Consider the following 17,955-nt stretch of genomic DNA (forward strand, 5'->3'; position numbering starts at 1 on the left):
ATGATCCCGGTCACCACATTTCAAAACCAGAAGGTCGCCCTGTTCGGACTGGGCGGATCCGGACTGGCCACGGCGCGTGCGCTGAGGGCGGGCGGTGCCGATGTGGTGTGCTTCGACGACAATCAGGCCCGCGTCGAGCAGGCGGCGTCCGAAGGGATCGAGACCCTTGACCTGCGCGCTCTCGACTGGTCCGGGGTTGCCGCGCTGGTGCTTGCCCCCGGCGTGCCGCTGACCCATCCGGCGCCGCACTGGTCCGTGGAACTTGCCCGCGATGCCGGGGTGGAGATCATCGGCGACGTGGAGCTGTTCTGCCGGGAACGGCGCAAATTCTGTCCGGCGGCGCCGCTGATCGCGATCACGGGGACGAACGGCAAGTCGACCACCACCGCGCTTGTGGCTCATCTTCTGAAGGAACTGGGGCTTGACGGGCAGATGGGCGGCAATATCGGCACGCCGATCCTGGAGCTGGAGCCGCCGCAGCCCGGCCGGCATTACGTGATCGAATGCTCGTCCTACCAGATCGACCTGACGCCGTCCCTGGACCCGTCCGTCGGCATTCACCTGAACCTGTCGCCGGACCATCTCGACCGGCATGGCTCCATGGAGCATTATGCCGTGATCAAGGAGCGTCTGGTCGCCGGATCGAAGGTTGCCGTGGTCGGCGTCGATGACGGGCTGTCATCGGCGATAGCCGACCGGCTGGAACTGGCGCGCAAACCGGTCTGCCGCATTGCCGGGGAACGCGAACTCGCCGACGGGATCTACGCCCGGCACGGCCGTCTGATCGAGGCGCATGGCGCGTCGCAGACGGAAGTCGCGCACTTCGGCGGGATCGACAGCCTGCGCGGGGATCACAACGGCCAGAATGCGGCCGCCGCCTTTGCAGCGCTACGCGCCCTGGAACGTCCGGCCGCCGATATTGCGGCCGCGATGAAAACCTTTCCGGGGCTCCATCACCGGATGGAGGTCGTCGCCAAACAGGGACGGGTGCTGTTCATCAACGACAGCAAGGCGACGAACGCGGATGCGGCGGCCCGGGCCCTGGCAAGCTTCGAACGGATCTACTGGATCGCCGGCGGCCGGGCCAAGGCAGGCGGCATTTCCTCACTCGAGGAATATTTTTCGAAGATCGCCAAGGCCTTTCTGATCGGCGAGGCCGCCGGAGACTTCGCCAAGACGCTTGAGGGCCGCGTGCCTTGCGCGGTCAGCGGCACCCTGGCTCAGGCGGTCCGTGATGCTGCCGCCGAAGCCGCCGAAGACGGCGCCGAGGAGATTGCAATTCTGCTGTCGCCCGCCTGTGCGAGCTTCGACCAGTTCCCGAATTTCGAATTGCGGGGCGCTGCTTTTGTAGATGCGGTGCGTGCCTTGCCTGACGCCGGCAACACTCAGGAGGTCGCTTGACATGGTTTCGCGCGCTGACCGCAGCCGCTTCGCCGAATGGCTCTGGACCGTGGATCATTACATGCTGGCCGCCTTCGGTCTGCTGATGGTCGGCGGAGTGGTGCTGTCCTTCGCAGCGAGCCCGCCTGTGGCCGAACGGCTGGGCGTCGACACGTTTTTCTTCGTCAAGCGTCAGGCCATGTACCTGATCCCGGGCATCATGATCATGCTGGCCGGGTCGCTGATGGCACCGCGCGTGATCCGCCGGGCCGCGCTGATCGTGTTTGTCGGGTCGCTGGTCCTGCTGATCGCGACCCTGTTCGTCGGGTTCGAGGCCAAGGGCGCACGCCGCTGGATCTATCTGGCCGGGTTTTCCCTGCAGCCGTCGGAATTTCTGAAACCCGCCTTCGTGATCCTGATTGCCTTTCTGCTGTCGGAAAGCGGTCGCCGGCGCGAGGTTCCAGGGGTCCTGTTCGCTTTCGTGCTTTTCGCCATTTGCGCCGCGCTTCTGATCGCCCAACCGGATTTCGGCCAGACCATGCTGCTTGGCATGGTCTGGGCCGGGCTGTTCTTCCTGAACGGCATCTCCTGGATGATCATCATGGCGCTTGGGGCCATTGGCGTGGCCGGGCTGTTCGCCGCCTATGCCTTCCTGCCGCATGTGACCAACCGTGTCGACCGGTTCCTCGATCCGGCTTCGGGCGACACCTATCAGGTGGACACGGCCAGGGATTCCTTTCTTGCCGGAGGCTGGTTCGGTCGCGGCCCGGGAGAGGGCACCGTGAAGCGCATTCTGCCGGACAGCCACACCGACTTCATCTTCGCCGTCGTCGGTGAGGAATTCGGCGTGATCGTCTGCCTGCTGCTGGTTGCGATCTTTGCCTTCATCGTGCTGCGCGGCCTGAAACATGCAAGCCGCGACCAGGATGCGTTCAGCCGTCTGGCGACGGCGGGACTGGTGGTTCTCTTCGGCTTGCAGGCGACCATCAATCTGGCGGTGAACCTCCATCTGATGCCGTCGAAGGGCATGACATTGCCGTTCATTTCCTATGGGGGGTCGTCGATGCTGTCGTCCGCAATGACCGCCGGCGCCATCCTGGCGCTCACCCGCAGACGACCGCAGCCGTCGCGGGGTGACGTCGTCACCGTGAGCCGGCTTTCACCCTCGTCCCTGATGTAAGTTTTCTGATCGGTTTCCATGAGCAAGACAGTTTTATTGACGGCCGGCGGATCAGGCGGCCACCTCTTTCCCGCACAGGCGCTCGCCGACGAGCTGATCCGGCGCGGCTGGATCGTGGAACTTGCGACCGACGAACGGGCGGACAAATACGGCAGCGCCTTTCCCGCGCGCAAGGTTCACATCATTGCTTCCGAAACCCTGCGGGAGCGCAATCCCGTGGCACTGGCCAGGACCGCGGTGCGCCTGCTGCTGGGAACGGTGCAGGCCCGCAAGGTGATCCGTTCGCTGAAACCGGATGTGGTTGCGGGGTTCGGCGGCTATCCGACCTTTCCGCCGATGTTCGCCGCGCGGTTGACCGGCACCCCGTCGATCCTGCACGAGGCCAACGGTGTCATGGGGCGGGCCAACAAGCTGCTGGCGAAAGGCGTGACCGCGATTGCGACCAGCCTGCCCATGGACAACCTGCCGGAAGACTTCACGGACAAGCTCGTGGAGACCGGCAACCCGGTGCGGGACGCGGTGCTGAACGCTTCGGAAATATTCTATACGCCCCCGGACACCCACGGGCCGTTCAGGCTGCTTGTGTTCGGCGGGTCCCAGGGGGCGCGGTTCTTTTCGGACCTGCTGCCGCCGGCGCTGGAAAAGCTTGCGCCGGAGGTCCGGGCACGGCTGCGGGTGGTGCAGCAGTGCCGGCCGGAAGACATGGACCGGGTGCAGGCAGCCTATGACGGGCTCGGTGTTCAGGCCGAATGCGCGCCGTTCTTCCAGGACATGCCCCAGCGCATCGCTCAGGCCCAACTGGTGATCTGCCGTTCCGGCGCTTCTTCCGTCAGCGAACTCAGCGTTCTCGGCCGGCCAGCGATCCTGGTGCCGCTGCCCGGTGCGCTTGATCAGGACCAGGCGGCGAATGCGAAAGTGCTGGAGAAAGTGGGCGGCGGATGGCCGATCCCGCAGGCCGACCTTTTCCCGGCCCGCATGGCCAGCGAACTCGAGCGTTTCATGAACGCTCCGGACCTGCTCATCGAGGCCGCCAGACAGGCGCGCAGCGTTGCCCGGCCGGACGCGGTGAAGCGGCTGGCCGATCTGGTCGAGAAAGTTTCGAATTCACAAGGAGACCGGCCATGAAGATGCCGCAGGATATCGGACCGGTCCATTTCGTCGGCATCGGCGGAATCGGCATGAGCGGCATTGCCGAGGTGCTGAAGACGCTGGGCTATGAGGTACAGGGGTCGGACATGGCGGAAAACGCCAATGTCCAGCGCCTGCGCCAGAACGGCATCTCCGTAACAGTCGGTCATTCGGCGGACAACCTCGGCGATGCGGAAGTGCTGGTGGTGTCCTCCGCGATCCGCAAGGACAATCCGGAACTGGTTGCCGCCCGGGAAAAGCTGATCCCGGTGGTGCGGCGCGCGGAGATGCTGGCCGAACTGATGCGCTTCAAGCAGGCGATCGCGGTCGGCGGCACCCACGGCAAGACCACGACCACATCCATGGTCGCCGCGCTGCTGGACGCCGGCGGGCTTGATCCGACCGTCATCAACGGCGGCATCATCAACGCCTACGGCACCAACGCCCGTATGGGCAAGGGCGACTGGATGGTGGTCGAGGCCGATGAAAGCGACGGTACCTTCGTCAAGCTCCCGGCCGATATCGCCATCGTCACCAACATCGATCCGGAGCACCTGGACCACTACGGCGATTTTGCCGGCGTGCGGGCGGCATTCCGCCAATTTGTCGAGAACGTGCCCTTCTACGGCTTCGCCATCATGTGCCTGGACCATCCGGAGGTCCAGACCATGATCGGGACCATCGAGGACCGCAGGGTCGTCACCTATGGCACAAACCCGCAATCGGACGTGCGGTTCACGGATGTCTCCATGGATGGAGGCAAGTCGATCTTTTCCGTCACCATCCGGGACCGGCGCAGTCAGGAAGTCACCGAGCTGAGAGACCTTGTCCTGCCGATGCCGGGCCTGCACAACGTCGCCAACGCCACCGCAGCGATTGCGGTGGCGTCCCAACTCGGCGTCGGGGCGGACAATCTCAGAAAGGGCATTTCCGCCTTTGGTGGCGTGAAACGCCGCTTCACCCATACCGGCACGGTGAAGGGTGTCGAGATCTTCGACGACTATGCGCATCATCCGGTGGAAATCAGGGCCGTGCTGCATGCCGCCCGCGAGTCCGCCAAGGGCAAGGTCATCGCGGTCATGCAGCCGCATCGCTATTCCCGCCTGCACAGCTTGTTCGACGACTTCTCCAACTGCTTCAACGATGCGGATGCGGTGATCATCGCGCCTGTGTATGCCGCCGGAGAGCAGCCGATCGAGGGGGCCGGTCATGCCGATCTGGTTTCGGGCATGAAAACACGCGGACACCGGCAGGTCCGGGCCATCGAGGGGCCGGAAGAGCTGGCGGGAGCCGTCAATGACATCGCGGAGCCGGGCGACTATGTGGTCTGTCTCGGGGCGGGCAACATCACGCAATGGGCCTATGCGTTGCCGAAACAGCTCGAAGATCTTTAAGGGAGGCCCGTTGATGAGTTTCCCGGACCTGCTTGAGCGGCTCCCCCAATTGTCCGAAGGCATTCGTGGCAGGCTGACGGCGAACCAGCCGCTTGCCGCCGTGACCTGGCTCCGCACGGGCGGGCCCGCGCAGTTGATGTTTCAGCCGGCGGACGAGGACGATCTGGCCGCGTTCCTGAAGAAGCTGCCCCGCGAGATTCCGGTTCTGCCGGTCGGGCTGGGGTCGAACCTCCTGGTGCGCGACGGCGGTCTCGAGGGCGTTGTCGTCCGGCTGAGCGCGAAGGGATTCGGCGCGGTCACGGATATCGGCGGCAACCGGCTTCGTGCCGGTGCGGCGGTTCCCGACAAACGGCTGGCGGAAGCCGCCGCTGCCGCAGGGCTCGGGGGTTTTGCGTTTTACACAGGAATTCCGGGGGGGCTGGGCGGCGCGCTCAGGATGAATGCGGGCGCCCATGGCACCGAAACCCGGGAGCGCATGGTGCAACTCACGGCCATCGATCGGGACGGCGCTCGTGTCGTCCTTGAAAACGCCGACATGGGCTATGCCTATCGCCATTCGGCTGCGCCTGCGGACCTCGTTTTTACCGCCGCCGTGTTTGAAGGCGTGCCGCGGGACGAGGCCGCAATCCGCCAGGAGATGGCGGATGTGGTTGCCCACAGGGAAAAGGCCCAGCCGATCCGGGAGAAAACCGGTGGCTCCACGTTCAAGAATCCACCCGGCACGTCCGCCTGGAAAGAGGTGGACGCCGCCGGATGCCGGGGGCTCACGATCGGCGGGGCGCAGATGTCTCAGATGCACTGCAATTTCATGATCAACACCGGCAATGCGAGCGGCCATGACCTGGAGCTGCTGGGAGAGACCGTGCGGGCGCGGGTGCTGAAGCGCAGCGGTATCCGGCTGGAATGGGAAATCAAGCGTCTGGGCGCGTTCGGGCCCGAGGGTGAGATCGAACCGTTTTTGGGTGAACAGGGGGAGCCAGCGTAATGGCCGCGAAACATGTTGCCGTCCTGATGGGTGGCTGGGTCGCCGAGCGCCCGGTCAGTCTGTCCACCGGTGCCGAATGCGCCAAGGCGCTGGAGGAGGCCGGCTACAGGGTCACCCGCATCGACGTGGACCGGGATGTCTCGGCTGTGTTGAAGGACTTGAAGCCCGACGTGGTCTTCAATGCGTTGCACGGTCCATTCGGCGAGGACGGCTGCGTTCAGGGAATTTTAGAGTTTCTTAACATTCCCTACACCCATTCCGGCGTGATGGCCTCGAGCCTGGCCATGAACAAGGTGAAGGCCAAGGCGGTGATGGCGGCGGCCGGTGTTCCGATAACGGATCACGTGGTTGTGAGCCGCAGCGAGATCCTGCGCGACCACCCCATGGCTCCCCCCTACGTGCTCAAGCCAATCAATGAAGGATCGAGCTTCGGTGTCCTGATTGTCAAGCAAGATCAAGAGTTTCCACCACAGGAGCTGAGCCGCGGGGACTGGCCGTTTCCCGAGGTTCTGATGTGCGAGAAATTCATCAGGGGGCGGGAGCTGACCTGTGCGGTGATGGATGAAAGGCCCCTGGGCGTCATCGATATCATTACCCAGGGGCAGGCCTTCTACGATTATGACGCAAAGTATGCACAGGGCGGTTCAAAACACATTCTTCCTGCGAAAATTTCACCGATTGTTTACCAAACCATTGAGACACTAGCAGTCAAGGCGCATCAGTCTCTCGGATGCCGTGGCGTTTCCAGAGCCGATTTCCGGTTCGATGAACGCGAGGACGGGACCGGAGACCTGATCTGTCTTGAAGTGAACACGCAGCCAGGCATGACGCCGACTTCCCTTGTGCCCGAAATGGCGGCCCACAAGGGAATGAGTTTCAAGGACCTGGTAAGCTGGATGGTTGAGGACGCGAGTTGCTGTCGCTAGCACGCAAAAGGACCCGGGACTTACTGACCCCGCTGGAGGCCGAACTGGCTCCGCGCGGGCGCGGTGTCGCGCGTTTGCACCGTCAGCCGGTCTGGCGGTCGGCCGGTCGGCTGGCCCATCTGCCACGGTGGACGGGATCGGCTGCTGCTCTTGGTTTCTTAACCTTAACAATTGGTTATGGAATAGTCATAGGCGGTCACGGCCGCCTGGTCTCCGATGCGCTGCTGTCCGCGGCAGGTTTCGGGATCGAGGCGGTCAAGCTGTCCGGCCAACGTGAAATCAACGAATTCCAGATCCTGGAAGCCCTCGAGATCCATGAAGGCACGTCGCTCGCCCTGTTCGATGCCGCCGGCGCGCGCGCACGCCTCGACCAGATGGCCTGGGTGAAGAACGCCTCCGTGATGAAGCTCTATCCCAGCACGCTGCAGATCAATATCGAGGAACGGGTTCCCTATGCTCTGTGGCAGCGCGGAGACCTGGTCTCGATCGTGAACGAATCAGGCGACGTGATCACCGACGAAGTCGACGGCCGCTATGCCAACCTTCTGCTGGTGGTCAATCACGGGGCGCAGCGGCGCGCGACGGAAATCAACACCGCGCTGGAAAACGTGCCGGCCCTGCGGCCGCGGGTTCGTGCCGCGTTCCTGGTGTCCGACCGGCGCTGGGACCTGCAACTGGAGAACGGCATTTCAATCCGGCTGCCCGAGGGCAATATCGATGCGGCATTGGCCGATCTGGTGGAAATGGATGAGGAGAGCGGGCTTCTGTCACGCGATATCGTTGCGATCGACATGCGTCTTGCGGACCGTGTCACGGTCCGCCTGTCTGACGAAGCCGCCGAAGAACGCAAGATCATGACCGGCGGCGAGGGCCGGTCCGGCAGGAAGGAGCGGGACACATGAGCCGTTCCGGAAGCCACCTGTACCTGCCCAGAATGCGGCCGCTGCCGAGCCGGCGTTCGGTCATCATGTCCGTGCTGGATGTGGGATCGACCAAGGTCTGCTGCCTGATCGCCAAACTGGTGCCTCGGGACGACATGTCGATCCTGTCCAGCCGCTCGCACAAGGTCGAGGTTCTCGGCTACGGCTATCAGCGCTCGCGCGGCATCAAGTCGGGTGTCGTCGTCGACATGGATGCGGCCGAACAGGCCATTCGGCAGGCGGTCGACAGCGCCGAGCGCATGGCGGGTGTGACGGTTGAATCGCTCATCGCCAACGTGAGCTGCGGCCGGCTTCAGAGCGAGATCTACAGTGCCAGCGTGCCCCTGGCCGGCGACAGCGTCTCGGAAGCCGATATCCAGCGGGTCCTGTCGGCCGGCTCGAGCCATTCGATCACGGACGGGCGGGCGGTGACCCACGCCCTGCCGATTTCCTATTCTCTCGACGGCAGCCGGGGCATTCGCGATCCGCGCGGCATGATGGGCAACAAGCTCGGCGTCGAGATGCAGGTGGTGACCGCGGAAATTCCGCCGGTGCGCAATCTCGAACTGTGCATCAACCGTGGCCACCTGCATGTGGAAACCATGGTGGCGGCCCCCTTCGCCAGTGGCCTGTCGACCATTGTCGACGATGAGGCCGAGCTCGGCGTGGCCTGTATCGACATGGGCGGCGGCACCACGACGCTGTCGGTCTTCGTCGACGGGCACATGGTTCATCTTGATGCGATCGCCGTCGGCGGCAATCACGTCACGACCGATATCGCCCGCGCCTTCGCGACCCGTCTCCAGGACGCGGAACGCCTGAAAACACTTTATGGTTCGCCGCTGAGCTCCAGCTCGGATGACCGTGACCTGCTCACGGTGCCGCCGCTGGAAAGCGACAGCGACCTGCCGAACCAGATCCCGCGCTCGGCGCTGACCCGGGTCATCCGGCCGCGTGTGGAAGAAATCCTAGAACTCGTGAGAGATCGGCTGACGGCGTCCGGATTTGCCGGACGTGTCGGCAAGCAGATCGTCCTGACCGGAGGCGCAAGCCAGCTCACGGGTCTTGGAGAAGTTGCGCGTCACATCCTGGGGCGCAACGTCCGTCTTGGCCGGCCTCTAGGCGTCGCCGGTCTTCCCGAGGCTGCCAAAGGACCGGCATTCGCCGCCGCGGTCGGCCTCCTGATTTATCCGCAGGTCGCCCAGATCGAACAGTTCGAACACAAGAACCGTCGATCCGGGTGGAGCGGTCAATCTGGTTATCTGTCCCGTGTAGGGCAGTGGATCAGGGAAAGCTTCTGACGAGATGAGCCAAGAAGACGACAGCCAGGAATCGGATCTGCCGGCAGCGGCAGTAGAAATTAGGGAAGAAGAGGCCTCTCCCGTATCGGGGGCGCCAGTGGGTCGCGAGGATAATATGACCATCAACCTGAAGATGCCCGACATTCAGGAGCTGAAGCCGCGGATTACGGTCTTCGGCGTCGGCGGTGCGGGCGGAAATGCCGTCAACAACATGATCACTGCGGGTCTCCAGGGGTGCGACTTCGTTTGCGCCAACACGGATGCCCAGGCGCTGGCCATGAACCAGTCCGAACGCCTCGTCCAGATGGGTGTGGCCGTCACGGAGGGTCTTGGAGCCGGATCGCAGCCGGAAGTCGGCTCCGCCGCTGCCGAGGAAGTGATCGACGAGATCAACGATCACCTGTCCGGGTCGCACATGGTGTTCATCACCGCCGGCATGGGCGGTGGCACCGGTACCGGGGCCGCTCCGGTGATTGCCCGCGCGGCGCGCGAACAGGGCATCCTGACCGTCGGCGTGGTGACCAAGCCGTTCCAGTTCGAAGGCGCCCGCCGCATGCGGATCGCCGACAGCGGCATCGATGAATTGCAGCGCAATGTCGACACGCTGATCGTCATTCCGAACCAGAACCTGTTCCGGATCGCCAACGCGCAGACCACCTTCGCCGACGCCTTCGCGATGGCCGACCAGGTGCTTTATTCGGGCGTTGCCTGCATCACCGACCTGATGGTGAAGGAAGGCCTTATCAACCTCGACTTCGCCGATGTGCGTTCCGTGATGCGGTCCATGGGCAAGGCGATGATGGGAACGGGTGAGGCCAGCGGCGAGAAACGCGCGCAGCAGGCCGCCGAAGCCGCCATCGCGAACCCGCTTCTCGACGAGTCCTCGATGAAGGGCGCTCGGGGCCTGCTCATCTCCATCACCGGCGGCAATGACCTGACGCTGTTCGAGGTGGACGAGGCGGCGACCCGCATTCGCGAAGAAGTCGATGCCGACGCCAACATCATTCTGGGCGCGACCTTCGACGAAACGCTGGACGGCATCATCCGTGTCTCCGTCGTGGCAACCGGCATCGACCGGGAGGAGGGCGCACTGGCCGTTCCGTTTCAGTCCGCCGCCGCAACACAGTTCGTGAAAACCGACGCTCCGGCTGCAGGCCGCACTCCGGAAATCGCAACCGCACGGCCGGCTCCGGCTGCGACAAAGCCCCGCACCGAGGATGCCGCCGCCAAAGCCGTCGCATCCCTGGAAAAGGAACTGGCCCTGCCGGATCAGCAGACGGTTTCCGTGGCCAGCGATCCCGATGTCGAGATCAAGAGGGTGCAGCCTGCCAGCGCCTCGATGACAGGCAAGGCCTCCATGATGGATATCGAGGAGGAAAGGCCGGCTACCGTCGTTGACGACGCGCCGGTCAGCCAGCCGTATATCCCGCCGGTCGCCGCGGAACACAATCCGGCACCGCGCATGCCTCGGGTCGAGGACTTTCCGCCGATTGCCCAGCGGGAAATCCTGGCCCAGCAGACGGCGCCGGCCGATTCGCAGGCGGCCGCGCCTGCACGGGCTGCCGCGCAGCCTCAACCGGCTCCGGTCTATGAGGATCATGCGGAACTCGGTGATCACGAGGACGACGAACGCCGGCCGATGGGGCTTTTGCGGCGCCTTGCCAGCGGTCTCGGCCGCCGTGAGGAAGACGAGGAAATGGAGGCGTCCACAGCGCCTGTTACTCCCCGTCCGGCACCTCAGATGCAACCGGCAACACGGGCACCGCAGCAGCGTGCCGCTTCGCAGGGAGCAGCCGGACAGCTCGACGGCACGGGCCGTGCAGCGCCCAAGCCTGCCAGTGCCAGTGAAGACGAGCAGTTGGAAATCCCGGCGTTCCTGCGCCGTCAGGCCAACTGAATCAAAACGCGATCTGTTTCCCTGATTGCCCAGCCCGGAGTTCACGCTCCGGGCTGTTTTGTTACAGGAATGATTTTTCTGTTTGTAATCAATACCTTGCGTTTGTGTGGATCGTTACAAACCGTAATAAAGCTTTATTTCGTTCTGCCCTAGAACGGGACTATCTTCCCCTTCATCGCGGGATCGTTAAGGAACCGTAACTTCGCTTGGGCGAATTCGGACCTTTTTGACCGCAAACCGGAAGGGCAGGGTTTATGACCACATATGTTGACCGACAGACCACGCTTGCCGATCAGGTGACCCTGAGCGGGATCGGTGTTCATTCGGGCAAGCCCGCGTCGATCAGCCTAGTACCCGCCGAAGCTGGTGTGGGGATTGTGTTCACCCGCACGGATCAGGATTCCACGATTGAAGTTCCGGCTCTCTGGAGCAAGGTTTCCGCGACCGCCCTTTGCACTGTCCTCGGAGATCCCTCGAACGAAGGGGTCGCAACCGTCGAGCATCTGATGGCGGCGCTGTTTGGCATGGGTGTCGACAATCTGGTCGTCGAGATCGACGGGCCGGAGATGCCGGTCATGGACGGCAGCAGTTCCGCGTTTGTCGACGCGATCGAACAGATCGGCCTGAAAAAGCTGGATCGTGGCCGCCGCTACCTCAAGGTCCGGAAGCCCGTCCGGGTCGATAACGGCACTGCATGGTGCGAGCTGCATCCCTACAACGGGACGCGGTTCGACATCACTATCGATTTCGACACGCCGCTGATCGGCCGTCAGCAGTACGCCGCGGACATCACGCCGGACGTGTTCCGCGAGGACCTGTCGCGTGCCCGGACCTTCGGTTACGTGAAGGACGTCGAGCAGCTCTGGAAGATGGGCTTCGCGCTCGGGTCGTCCCTGGAAAACTCCGTTGCCATTGCCGAAGACAAGGTGCTCAACCCGGAAGGCACCCGCTGGCCGGACGAATTCGCGCGCCACAAGGCGCTCGACGCCATCGGCGATCTTGCTCTCGCCGGACTGCCGATCCTGGGCCTCTACCGCTCCTACAAGGGCGGGCACAAGATGAATCATGCCATTCTGGTGAAGCTTTTCGAGGATCCCAGCGCGTTCGAGCTGGTTGAATCTCCGGGTTTCCGCAAGGTTGGACAGGTGGACAAGGGCGGTCTGGCTGCCGCGGCGGCCTTCGGTCCGGACGTTTCCTGACGGCCGTTTTCCGGCCGGGCGTCGGAGTTGGCCCATTTCAATTCAGCGGAATTCGGCCTTCTTGCCATAAAATTGCTTAAAAAAACCGTCACATGGCCGATCAGGACGTGGCGGGGGCAGGCAAACTCCGGTAAACACTCCTGTCGATGAAATTGGAAGGCTGCGGTATTCGCGGTCGATGGGCTGCTACTGCCCGGGAGCATAGGCGTGAACGGAATGGAAACCGGTTCTGAAGTCAGCAGAACCCGACGCATCAGGATTTTCCTGAAAATGGCCGTTCTGGCCGTGCCGATCGCGCTTGTGGGCTGTGGTGGCAAGGATGATCTGGATGAGCTTGCGCTCAACGACACGCCTCCTGAAGTCCTTTTCAATGAGGGACTGGCATTGCGTGCCCAGGGCAAGCTGCGCGACTCGACCCAGAAGTTCGAAGAGCTCGACAAGCTCTATCCCTATTCCGAGTATTCCAAGAAGTCGCTGGTGAACCTGGCGTATCTCAACTACACGCGCGGCAAGTACACGGAGACCGTGACTGCGGCGAAGCGTTTCGTCACGCTTTACCCGGGTGACGAGGATTCCGCCTACATGCTGTATCTGGCCGGCCAGGCCTATTTCCGCCAGATGCCGGACATCACGCGCGATCAGGGCGTGACGCGCAAATCAGCTGCTGCTTTCAACGAGCTGATCCAGCGATTTCCGGAGTCCGAATATGTGCCGGACGCGGAACAGAAACTGCGGGTCGTCAAGGACCAGCTCGGCGGCAAGGAAATGCAGGTCGGGCGGTACTACCTGGAAAAACGCAACTACATCGCCGGGATCAACCGGTTCAAGACGGTTGTGGTCGACTACCAGACCACACGGCATGTGGAAGAGGCCCTGTTCCGCCTGACGGAAGCCTATTACGCGCTGGGAGTGGTCAACGAGGCGCAAACGGCAGCTGCCGTGCTGGGGCACAACTATCCCGACAGCCAGTGGTACAAGGATGCCTACGCTCTTTTGAACAAGGGTGGCCTTCAGCCGACAGAGGACAGCGGCAGCTGGATCAGCCGTGCCTTTAAAAGTATTTAGCCCCTCGGATCACGATAGACGTTGAAATGCCCTGACGGTCTCTGGCAAGACTGCTCGGACCTCCTATATGGTGGGCCGCGCAGAACTTAAGGGAGCTTCCTTTCATGCTGGTCACGCTGTCTATTCGTGACATCGTCCTGATTGACCGCCTTGATCTTGATTTTGCCGCGGGCATGTCGGTTCTGACAGGCGAAACCGGCGCCGGAAAATCCATCCTTCTGGATTCGCTTTCGCTGGCGCTCGGTGCGCGCGGCGATGCGGACCTTGTCCGGCACGGCGAGGCCCAGGGACAGGTGACGGCGGTGTTCGACGTGGCAGCGAACCATGCGGTGCGGGCCTTCCTCAAGGAAAACGACGTCGACGATGACGGCGACATCATTCTGCGCCGGATACAGACCGCCGATGGCCGCACCCGTGCCTTCATCAACGACCAGCCGGTCAGTGCCGGCCTGTTGCGCCAGGCAGGTGGTCTGCTCGTCGAAATCCACGGTCAGCACGACGACAGGGCCCTGGTCGATCCGGAGAGCCACCGGGCGCTGATCGATGTGTTCGGGGGGCTGAGCGGCGATGTGGAGGCGGTCTCGCGTGCGTTCGCCGCATACAAGGCCGCCGAAAAAGCCGTGACGGACCATGAGCGCCGGATCGCGGCGGCACGCAATGAAGCCGATTATCTCAAGTCGTCCGTCGAGGAACTGTCCGGACTGAAGCCGGAGGCCGGAGAAGAAGACCAGCTCGCCGCCCGCCGGACGGACATGATGCAGGTTGAAAAGATCGCAGGCGATCTGAACGAGGCGTTCGAGACCCTCAATGGCTCGGCGTCCCCGATACCCGAGCTTGCCAGCCTGTTGCGCCGTCTGGAGCGCAAGTCCGACCAGGTGCCGCACCTGCTGGCGCAGCCTGTCCGCACGCTCGCGGAGGGGCTGGACCTGTTGGAGGAAACCCGGGGCGGTCTGGAAAATGCGCTGCGGCAGACGGAATTCGATCCCAGGGAACTCGAGAGTGTCGAGGAGCGGCTGTTCGCGCTGCGCGCCGCCTCGCGGAAATACTCCGTTCCGGTAGATGGTCTGGCCGCGCTGTGCGCGGGCATGGCCACCGATCTGGCCGATCTCGACGCGGGGGAGGACCGGCTGGCGGCGCTGGTGGACGCGGCGGCCAAGGCCTGCGCGGACTACGACAAGAAGGCGGCCGCACTGTCTTCCAGACGCGCGCGTGCTGCCAGGGCGCTGGAGAAATCCGTCGAGGCCGAACTCCCGGACCTGAAGCTGGAGCGCGCGAAATTCATCGTGGAATTCACCAGCGACCCGGGCAACCGGGGCCGCAGCGGCATCGACCAGCTGGAATTTCACGTCCAGACCAACCCGGGCACCCGGCCCGGTGCGATGATGAAGGTTGCTTCCGGAGGTGAACTCTCCAGGTTCCTGCTGGCTCTCAAGGTTTCACTGGCGGACAAGGGATCAGCGCCGACGCTGGTGTTCGACGAAATCGATACCGGGGTCGGCGGGGCGGTGGCGGAAGCCATCGGCCTGAGGCTGGCGCGCCTGGCACGCAGTGTTCAGGTGCTGACGGTGACGCATGCGCCGCAGGTTGCAGCCCGGGCGGAGGGCCATTTCCTGATCGCCAAGGAAGCTCTGAAGCCGGATCGCGTGGCGACACGGGTCCAGCGTATCGACGCCGATCACCGCAGCGAGGAAATCGCGAGGATGCTGGCGGGAAGCGTCATAACGGAAGAAGCGCGGGCGGCGGCGCGCAGGCTGCTGACGGTCGGTGAGTGACAGCGACGCGCCTGATTGCCCCGGCCTGGAGGTTGCGGAATACGGCTTAACCGGAGCATCGCCAAGCGCGATAGGGGCGTTTGACACGCCGCGCAACACTGCCGGTTGGGTGTTCAAGCCAACCGGCACATGTTTCAAGTCCGATGCGGATGATTTCAGTTCGTGTCCAGCTTCGGCAGGCTCAGCTCGATGCTGAGGTCGTCGTCTTCAGTGAAATAGCCGTTGAAGTAGAACAGGCCGCCGGCGATGAGCGCCACGACAAGGGCTCCCGCTAAGAACCAGCCTGCGCTGCTGCCGGTAGATGTCGCTGCACCACGCGTGTCACGGTCCTGGAAAGCCATTTCAGTCTCCTGTCGTTCGAACTCTGTCCGGCGGCAGAATTGCCGCGGGGTTGTGACAAGAACGCTTGAGCATGCCTTATGGTTCCGGTATCCGGATGATACATGAAACCATCCGTTCCCATGCGCCGGCAGAATCCGTGAAGACATCATGATTGACACCCCAGTTGCCCAAACCGATGTTGACAGCCTCACCGAAGAGGAAGCCCGGGGGGAGCTGAAGCGGCTGGCGGCGGAAATCGCCGAACACGACAGGCGCTATCATCAGGAAGATGACCCCGTCATTTCCGATGCGGACTACGATGCCCTGCGGCAGCGCAACGCGCGGATCGAGGCCCGGTTTCCTGCGCTGGTGCTTGGAGAGAGCCCGTCCAGCCAGGTCGGGGCGGCGCCAGCTTCCGGATTCGGCAAGATCACCCACCGGGTGCCGATGCTGTCGCTGGACAATGCCTTCAGCGATGACGACGTCCGGGAATTTGTCGGCCGCGTCCGCCGGTTCCTGAAATTCGATCCCTTGCAGGGTGTTCTGGCGGTGACGGCGGAACCGAAGATCGACGGGCTGTCCCTGTCGCTGCGCTATGAGGGGGGCGTGCTGGTCTATGCCGCCACCCGCGGTGACGGCACCACCGGTGAGAACGTCACCGTCAATGCCCGGACCATCGGCGATATTCCTGCCCGGCTCAGCGGCGATGTGCCGGATGTGGTCGAAGTGCGCGGCGAAGTCTATATGGCCCACAAGGACTTTCAGGCGCTCAATGAGCGTATGGAGGCCAATGGCGGCAAGGTCTTCGCCAACCCGCGCAACGCGGCCGCCGGGTCGCTGCGCCAGCTCAAGTCCGAAATCACGGCCTCGCGGCCGCTGCGGTTCTTTGCCTATGCCTGGGGCGAGATGAGCGCGCTGCCGGAAGACACCCAGTTCGCCATGGCTGAATGTCTCGGCAGGTGGGGTTTCCAGATCAACCCGTTGATGAAGCGCTGTGAAAGCGTCGAGGAGCTTCTGGCCGTCTATCACCGCATCGAGGAAAGCCGGGCGCAGCTCGACTATGACATCGACGGTGTTGTCTACAAGGTCGACAGGCTGGACCTGCAGGAACGGCTCGGCTTCGTTTCGCGCTCGCCCCGCTGGGCGATCGCGCACAAGTTTCCCGCCGAACAGGCCTACACGATCCTGAACGACATCGAGATCCAGGTCGGCCGCACCGGCGCGCTGACGCCCGTCGCGAAGCTGGAGCCGATTACCGTCGGCGGTGTCGTGGTCTCCAATGCGACGCTTCACAACGAGGACTATATCAAGGGCATCGGCCAGGACGGCGAACCTTTGCGGGAAGGCAAGGACCTGCGCGTCGGCGATACGGTCAGGATCCAGCGGGCAGGGGATGTCATCCCGCAGATCGTCGATATCGACCTTGAAAAGCGCCCTGCGGACGCGAAGCCCTACGAGTTCCCGACGGTGTGTCCCGCCTGCGGCAGCCATGCCGTGCGTGAGGAAAACGAGAAGACCGGCCGGGTGGACGCGATACGTCGCTGCACCGGCGGTCTGATCTGCCCGGCGCAGGCCACGGAAAAGCTGAAGCACTTCGTTTCGCGCAATGCCTTCGACATCGAAGGCCTCGGCGACAAGCAGGTCGATGCGTTTTACCAGGAAAAACTTGTGACGACGCCGGCAGAGATCTTCACTCTGGAAGAGCGCGACAAGCAGTCCCTGACCAAGTTGCGCAATCGTGAAGGCTGGGGGGCCGTCTCGGCAAAGAACCTGTTCGGAGCCATCAATGCACGCCGGTCCATCGATCTCAACCGGTTCATCTTCGCGCTGGGTATCCGTCATGTCGGCGAGGGCAATGCCAAGCTGCTCGCGCGGGCTTATGGATCCTGGGATGCCTTTTATCAGGCCATGCAGGCGGCGCGTGATCCGAACGGGGAGGCCTGGGCGGAGCTGAACGACATCGACGGGGTCGGCCATATCGTTGCCGAGGCGCTGGTGGAATTTTTCGCTGAAGCCCATAACCGCGAGCAGTTGGACAAGCTGCTGGCGCAGGTGAGCCCGAAGGATGCGGAAAAGATCGAGGCGTCCGGATCTCCCGTCGCCGGCAAGACCGTCGTTTTCACCGGGTCACTGGAACAGATGACCCGGGACGAGGCCAAGGCCATGGCCGAGCGTTTCGGCGCCAAGGTGTCCGGCTCCGTGTCGAAGAAAACCGATCTCGTCGTGGCAGGGCCCGGCGCGGGCTCAAAGCTGAAAAAGGCCGCGGAGCTGGAGGTCGACGTGATTTCCGAGGATGACTGGTTCGATCTGGTCGGCGCATGAGGCTGCCGCTTGCTGTTGAGCCTGTATTTTGTCCCGGAAGCAGGTCGATATTTTGAACGTTTGGCGTCACGATAATCTCAGTAAATTGAAACTAGTAAAAACTACAATGTTTTTATTGCGTATATCTTCAATCGTGCATTGATTTAACTTGATGTGCGCCCCAAA

At 63.1% G+C, this 17,955-nt stretch carries 14 protein-coding genes; 13 read left to right on the forward strand and 1 reads right to left on the reverse strand.

Annotated elements, in window-relative coordinates; all coding sequences use genetic code 11:
* From murD to recN, 12 genes are all read left to right on the forward strand, one after another.
* Positions 1 to 1,401 carry a UDP-N-acetylmuramoyl-L-alanine--D-glutamate ligase gene (murD, locus tag WNZ15_RS05230; protein ID WP_342891902.1) on the forward strand — a complete coding sequence of 467 codons (1,401 nt, stop codon included), beginning with the start codon at positions 1 to 3 and terminating at the stop codon, positions 1,399 to 1,401.
* A gap of 1 nt (position 1,402) precedes the next feature.
* Positions 1,403 to 2,560 carry a putative lipid II flippase FtsW gene (gene ftsW, locus WNZ15_RS05235; RefSeq protein ID WP_342891903.1) on the forward strand — a complete coding sequence of 386 codons (1,158 nt, stop codon included), beginning with the start codon at positions 1,403 to 1,405 and terminating at the stop codon, positions 2,558 to 2,560.
* 18 nt (positions 2,561 to 2,578) lie between these two features.
* Positions 2,579 to 3,685: an undecaprenyldiphospho-muramoylpentapeptide beta-N-acetylglucosaminyltransferase gene (murG, locus tag WNZ15_RS05240; protein ID WP_342891904.1), complete on the forward strand. Its 1,107-nt coding sequence runs from the start codon at positions 2,579 to 2,581 to the stop codon at positions 3,683 to 3,685.
* Positions 3,682 to 5,082, forward strand: a complete 1,401-nt coding sequence (gene murC / locus WNZ15_RS05245) for a UDP-N-acetylmuramate--L-alanine ligase (protein WP_342891905.1) — start codon at positions 3,682 to 3,684, stop codon at positions 5,080 to 5,082. The genes murG and murC overlap by 4 nt, the downstream gene beginning before the upstream one ends.
* 13 nt (positions 5,083 to 5,095) lie before the next feature.
* On the forward strand, positions 5,096 to 6,067 hold the full coding sequence (murB, locus tag WNZ15_RS05250) for a UDP-N-acetylmuramate dehydrogenase (protein ID WP_342891906.1): 972 nt from the start codon (positions 5,096 to 5,098) through the stop codon (positions 6,065 to 6,067).
* Positions 6,067 to 6,993 carry a D-alanine--D-alanine ligase gene (locus tag WNZ15_RS05255; RefSeq protein ID WP_342891907.1) on the forward strand — a complete coding sequence of 309 codons (927 nt, stop codon included), beginning with the start codon at positions 6,067 to 6,069 and terminating at the stop codon, positions 6,991 to 6,993. The genes murB and WNZ15_RS05255 overlap by 1 nt, the downstream gene beginning before the upstream one ends.
* The gene (locus tag WNZ15_RS05260; protein ID WP_342891908.1) at positions 6,981 to 7,895 is read left to right on the forward strand and encodes a cell division protein FtsQ/DivIB; all 915 of its coding nucleotides are present in this window, start codon (positions 6,981 to 6,983) and stop codon (positions 7,893 to 7,895) included. The genes WNZ15_RS05255 and WNZ15_RS05260 overlap by 13 nt, the downstream gene beginning before the upstream one ends.
* A complete protein-coding gene (gene ftsA / locus WNZ15_RS05265; RefSeq protein ID WP_342891909.1) occupies positions 7,892 to 9,214 on the forward strand; it encodes a cell division protein FtsA in 1,323 nt (440 codons plus the stop codon). The genes WNZ15_RS05260 and ftsA overlap by 4 nt, the downstream gene beginning before the upstream one ends.
* A gap of 115 nt (positions 9,215 to 9,329) precedes the next feature.
* The gene (gene ftsZ, locus WNZ15_RS05270) at positions 9,330 to 11,111 is read left to right on the forward strand and encodes a cell division protein FtsZ (RefSeq protein ID WP_342891910.1); all 1,782 of its coding nucleotides are present in this window, start codon (positions 9,330 to 9,332) and stop codon (positions 11,109 to 11,111) included.
* Positions 11,112 to 11,365: 254 nt separating this feature from the next.
* Complete coding sequence (lpxC, locus tag WNZ15_RS05275; RefSeq protein WP_342891911.1) at positions 11,366 to 12,310, forward strand: UDP-3-O-acyl-N-acetylglucosamine deacetylase; 945 nt, start codon at positions 11,366 to 11,368, stop codon at positions 12,308 to 12,310.
* A gap of 216 nt (positions 12,311 to 12,526) precedes the next feature.
* Positions 12,527 to 13,375 (forward strand): outer membrane protein assembly factor BamD, encoded by an 849-nt coding sequence (locus tag WNZ15_RS05280; protein ID WP_342892604.1) that lies wholly within the window; start codon positions 12,527 to 12,529, stop codon positions 13,373 to 13,375.
* Positions 13,376 to 13,479: 104 nt separating this feature from the next.
* Positions 13,480 to 15,147, forward strand: a complete 1,668-nt coding sequence (gene recN, locus WNZ15_RS05285) for a DNA repair protein RecN (protein WP_342891912.1) — start codon at positions 13,480 to 13,482, stop codon at positions 15,145 to 15,147.
* Positions 15,148 to 15,302: 155 nt separating this feature from the next.
* On the opposite strand, the gene WNZ15_RS05290 is transcribed toward recN, so the two are convergent.
* Entirely contained in the window at positions 15,303 to 15,488 is a 186-nt protein-coding gene (locus tag WNZ15_RS05290) for a hypothetical protein (protein ID WP_342891913.1), read from the reverse strand.
* 148 nt (positions 15,489 to 15,636) lie between these two features.
* Here WNZ15_RS05290 and ligA point away from each other — a divergent pair, with 148 nt between their 5' ends.
* Entirely contained in the window at positions 15,637 to 17,790 is a 2,154-nt protein-coding gene (gene ligA / locus WNZ15_RS05295) for an NAD-dependent DNA ligase LigA (RefSeq protein ID WP_342891914.1), read from the forward strand.
* Positions 17,791 to 17,955: the final 165 nt, after the last annotated feature.

The sequence above is a fragment of the Roseibium sp. AS2 genome, assembly GCF_038900065.1.
Lineage (GTDB): Bacteria > Pseudomonadota > Alphaproteobacteria > Rhizobiales > Stappiaceae > Roseibium.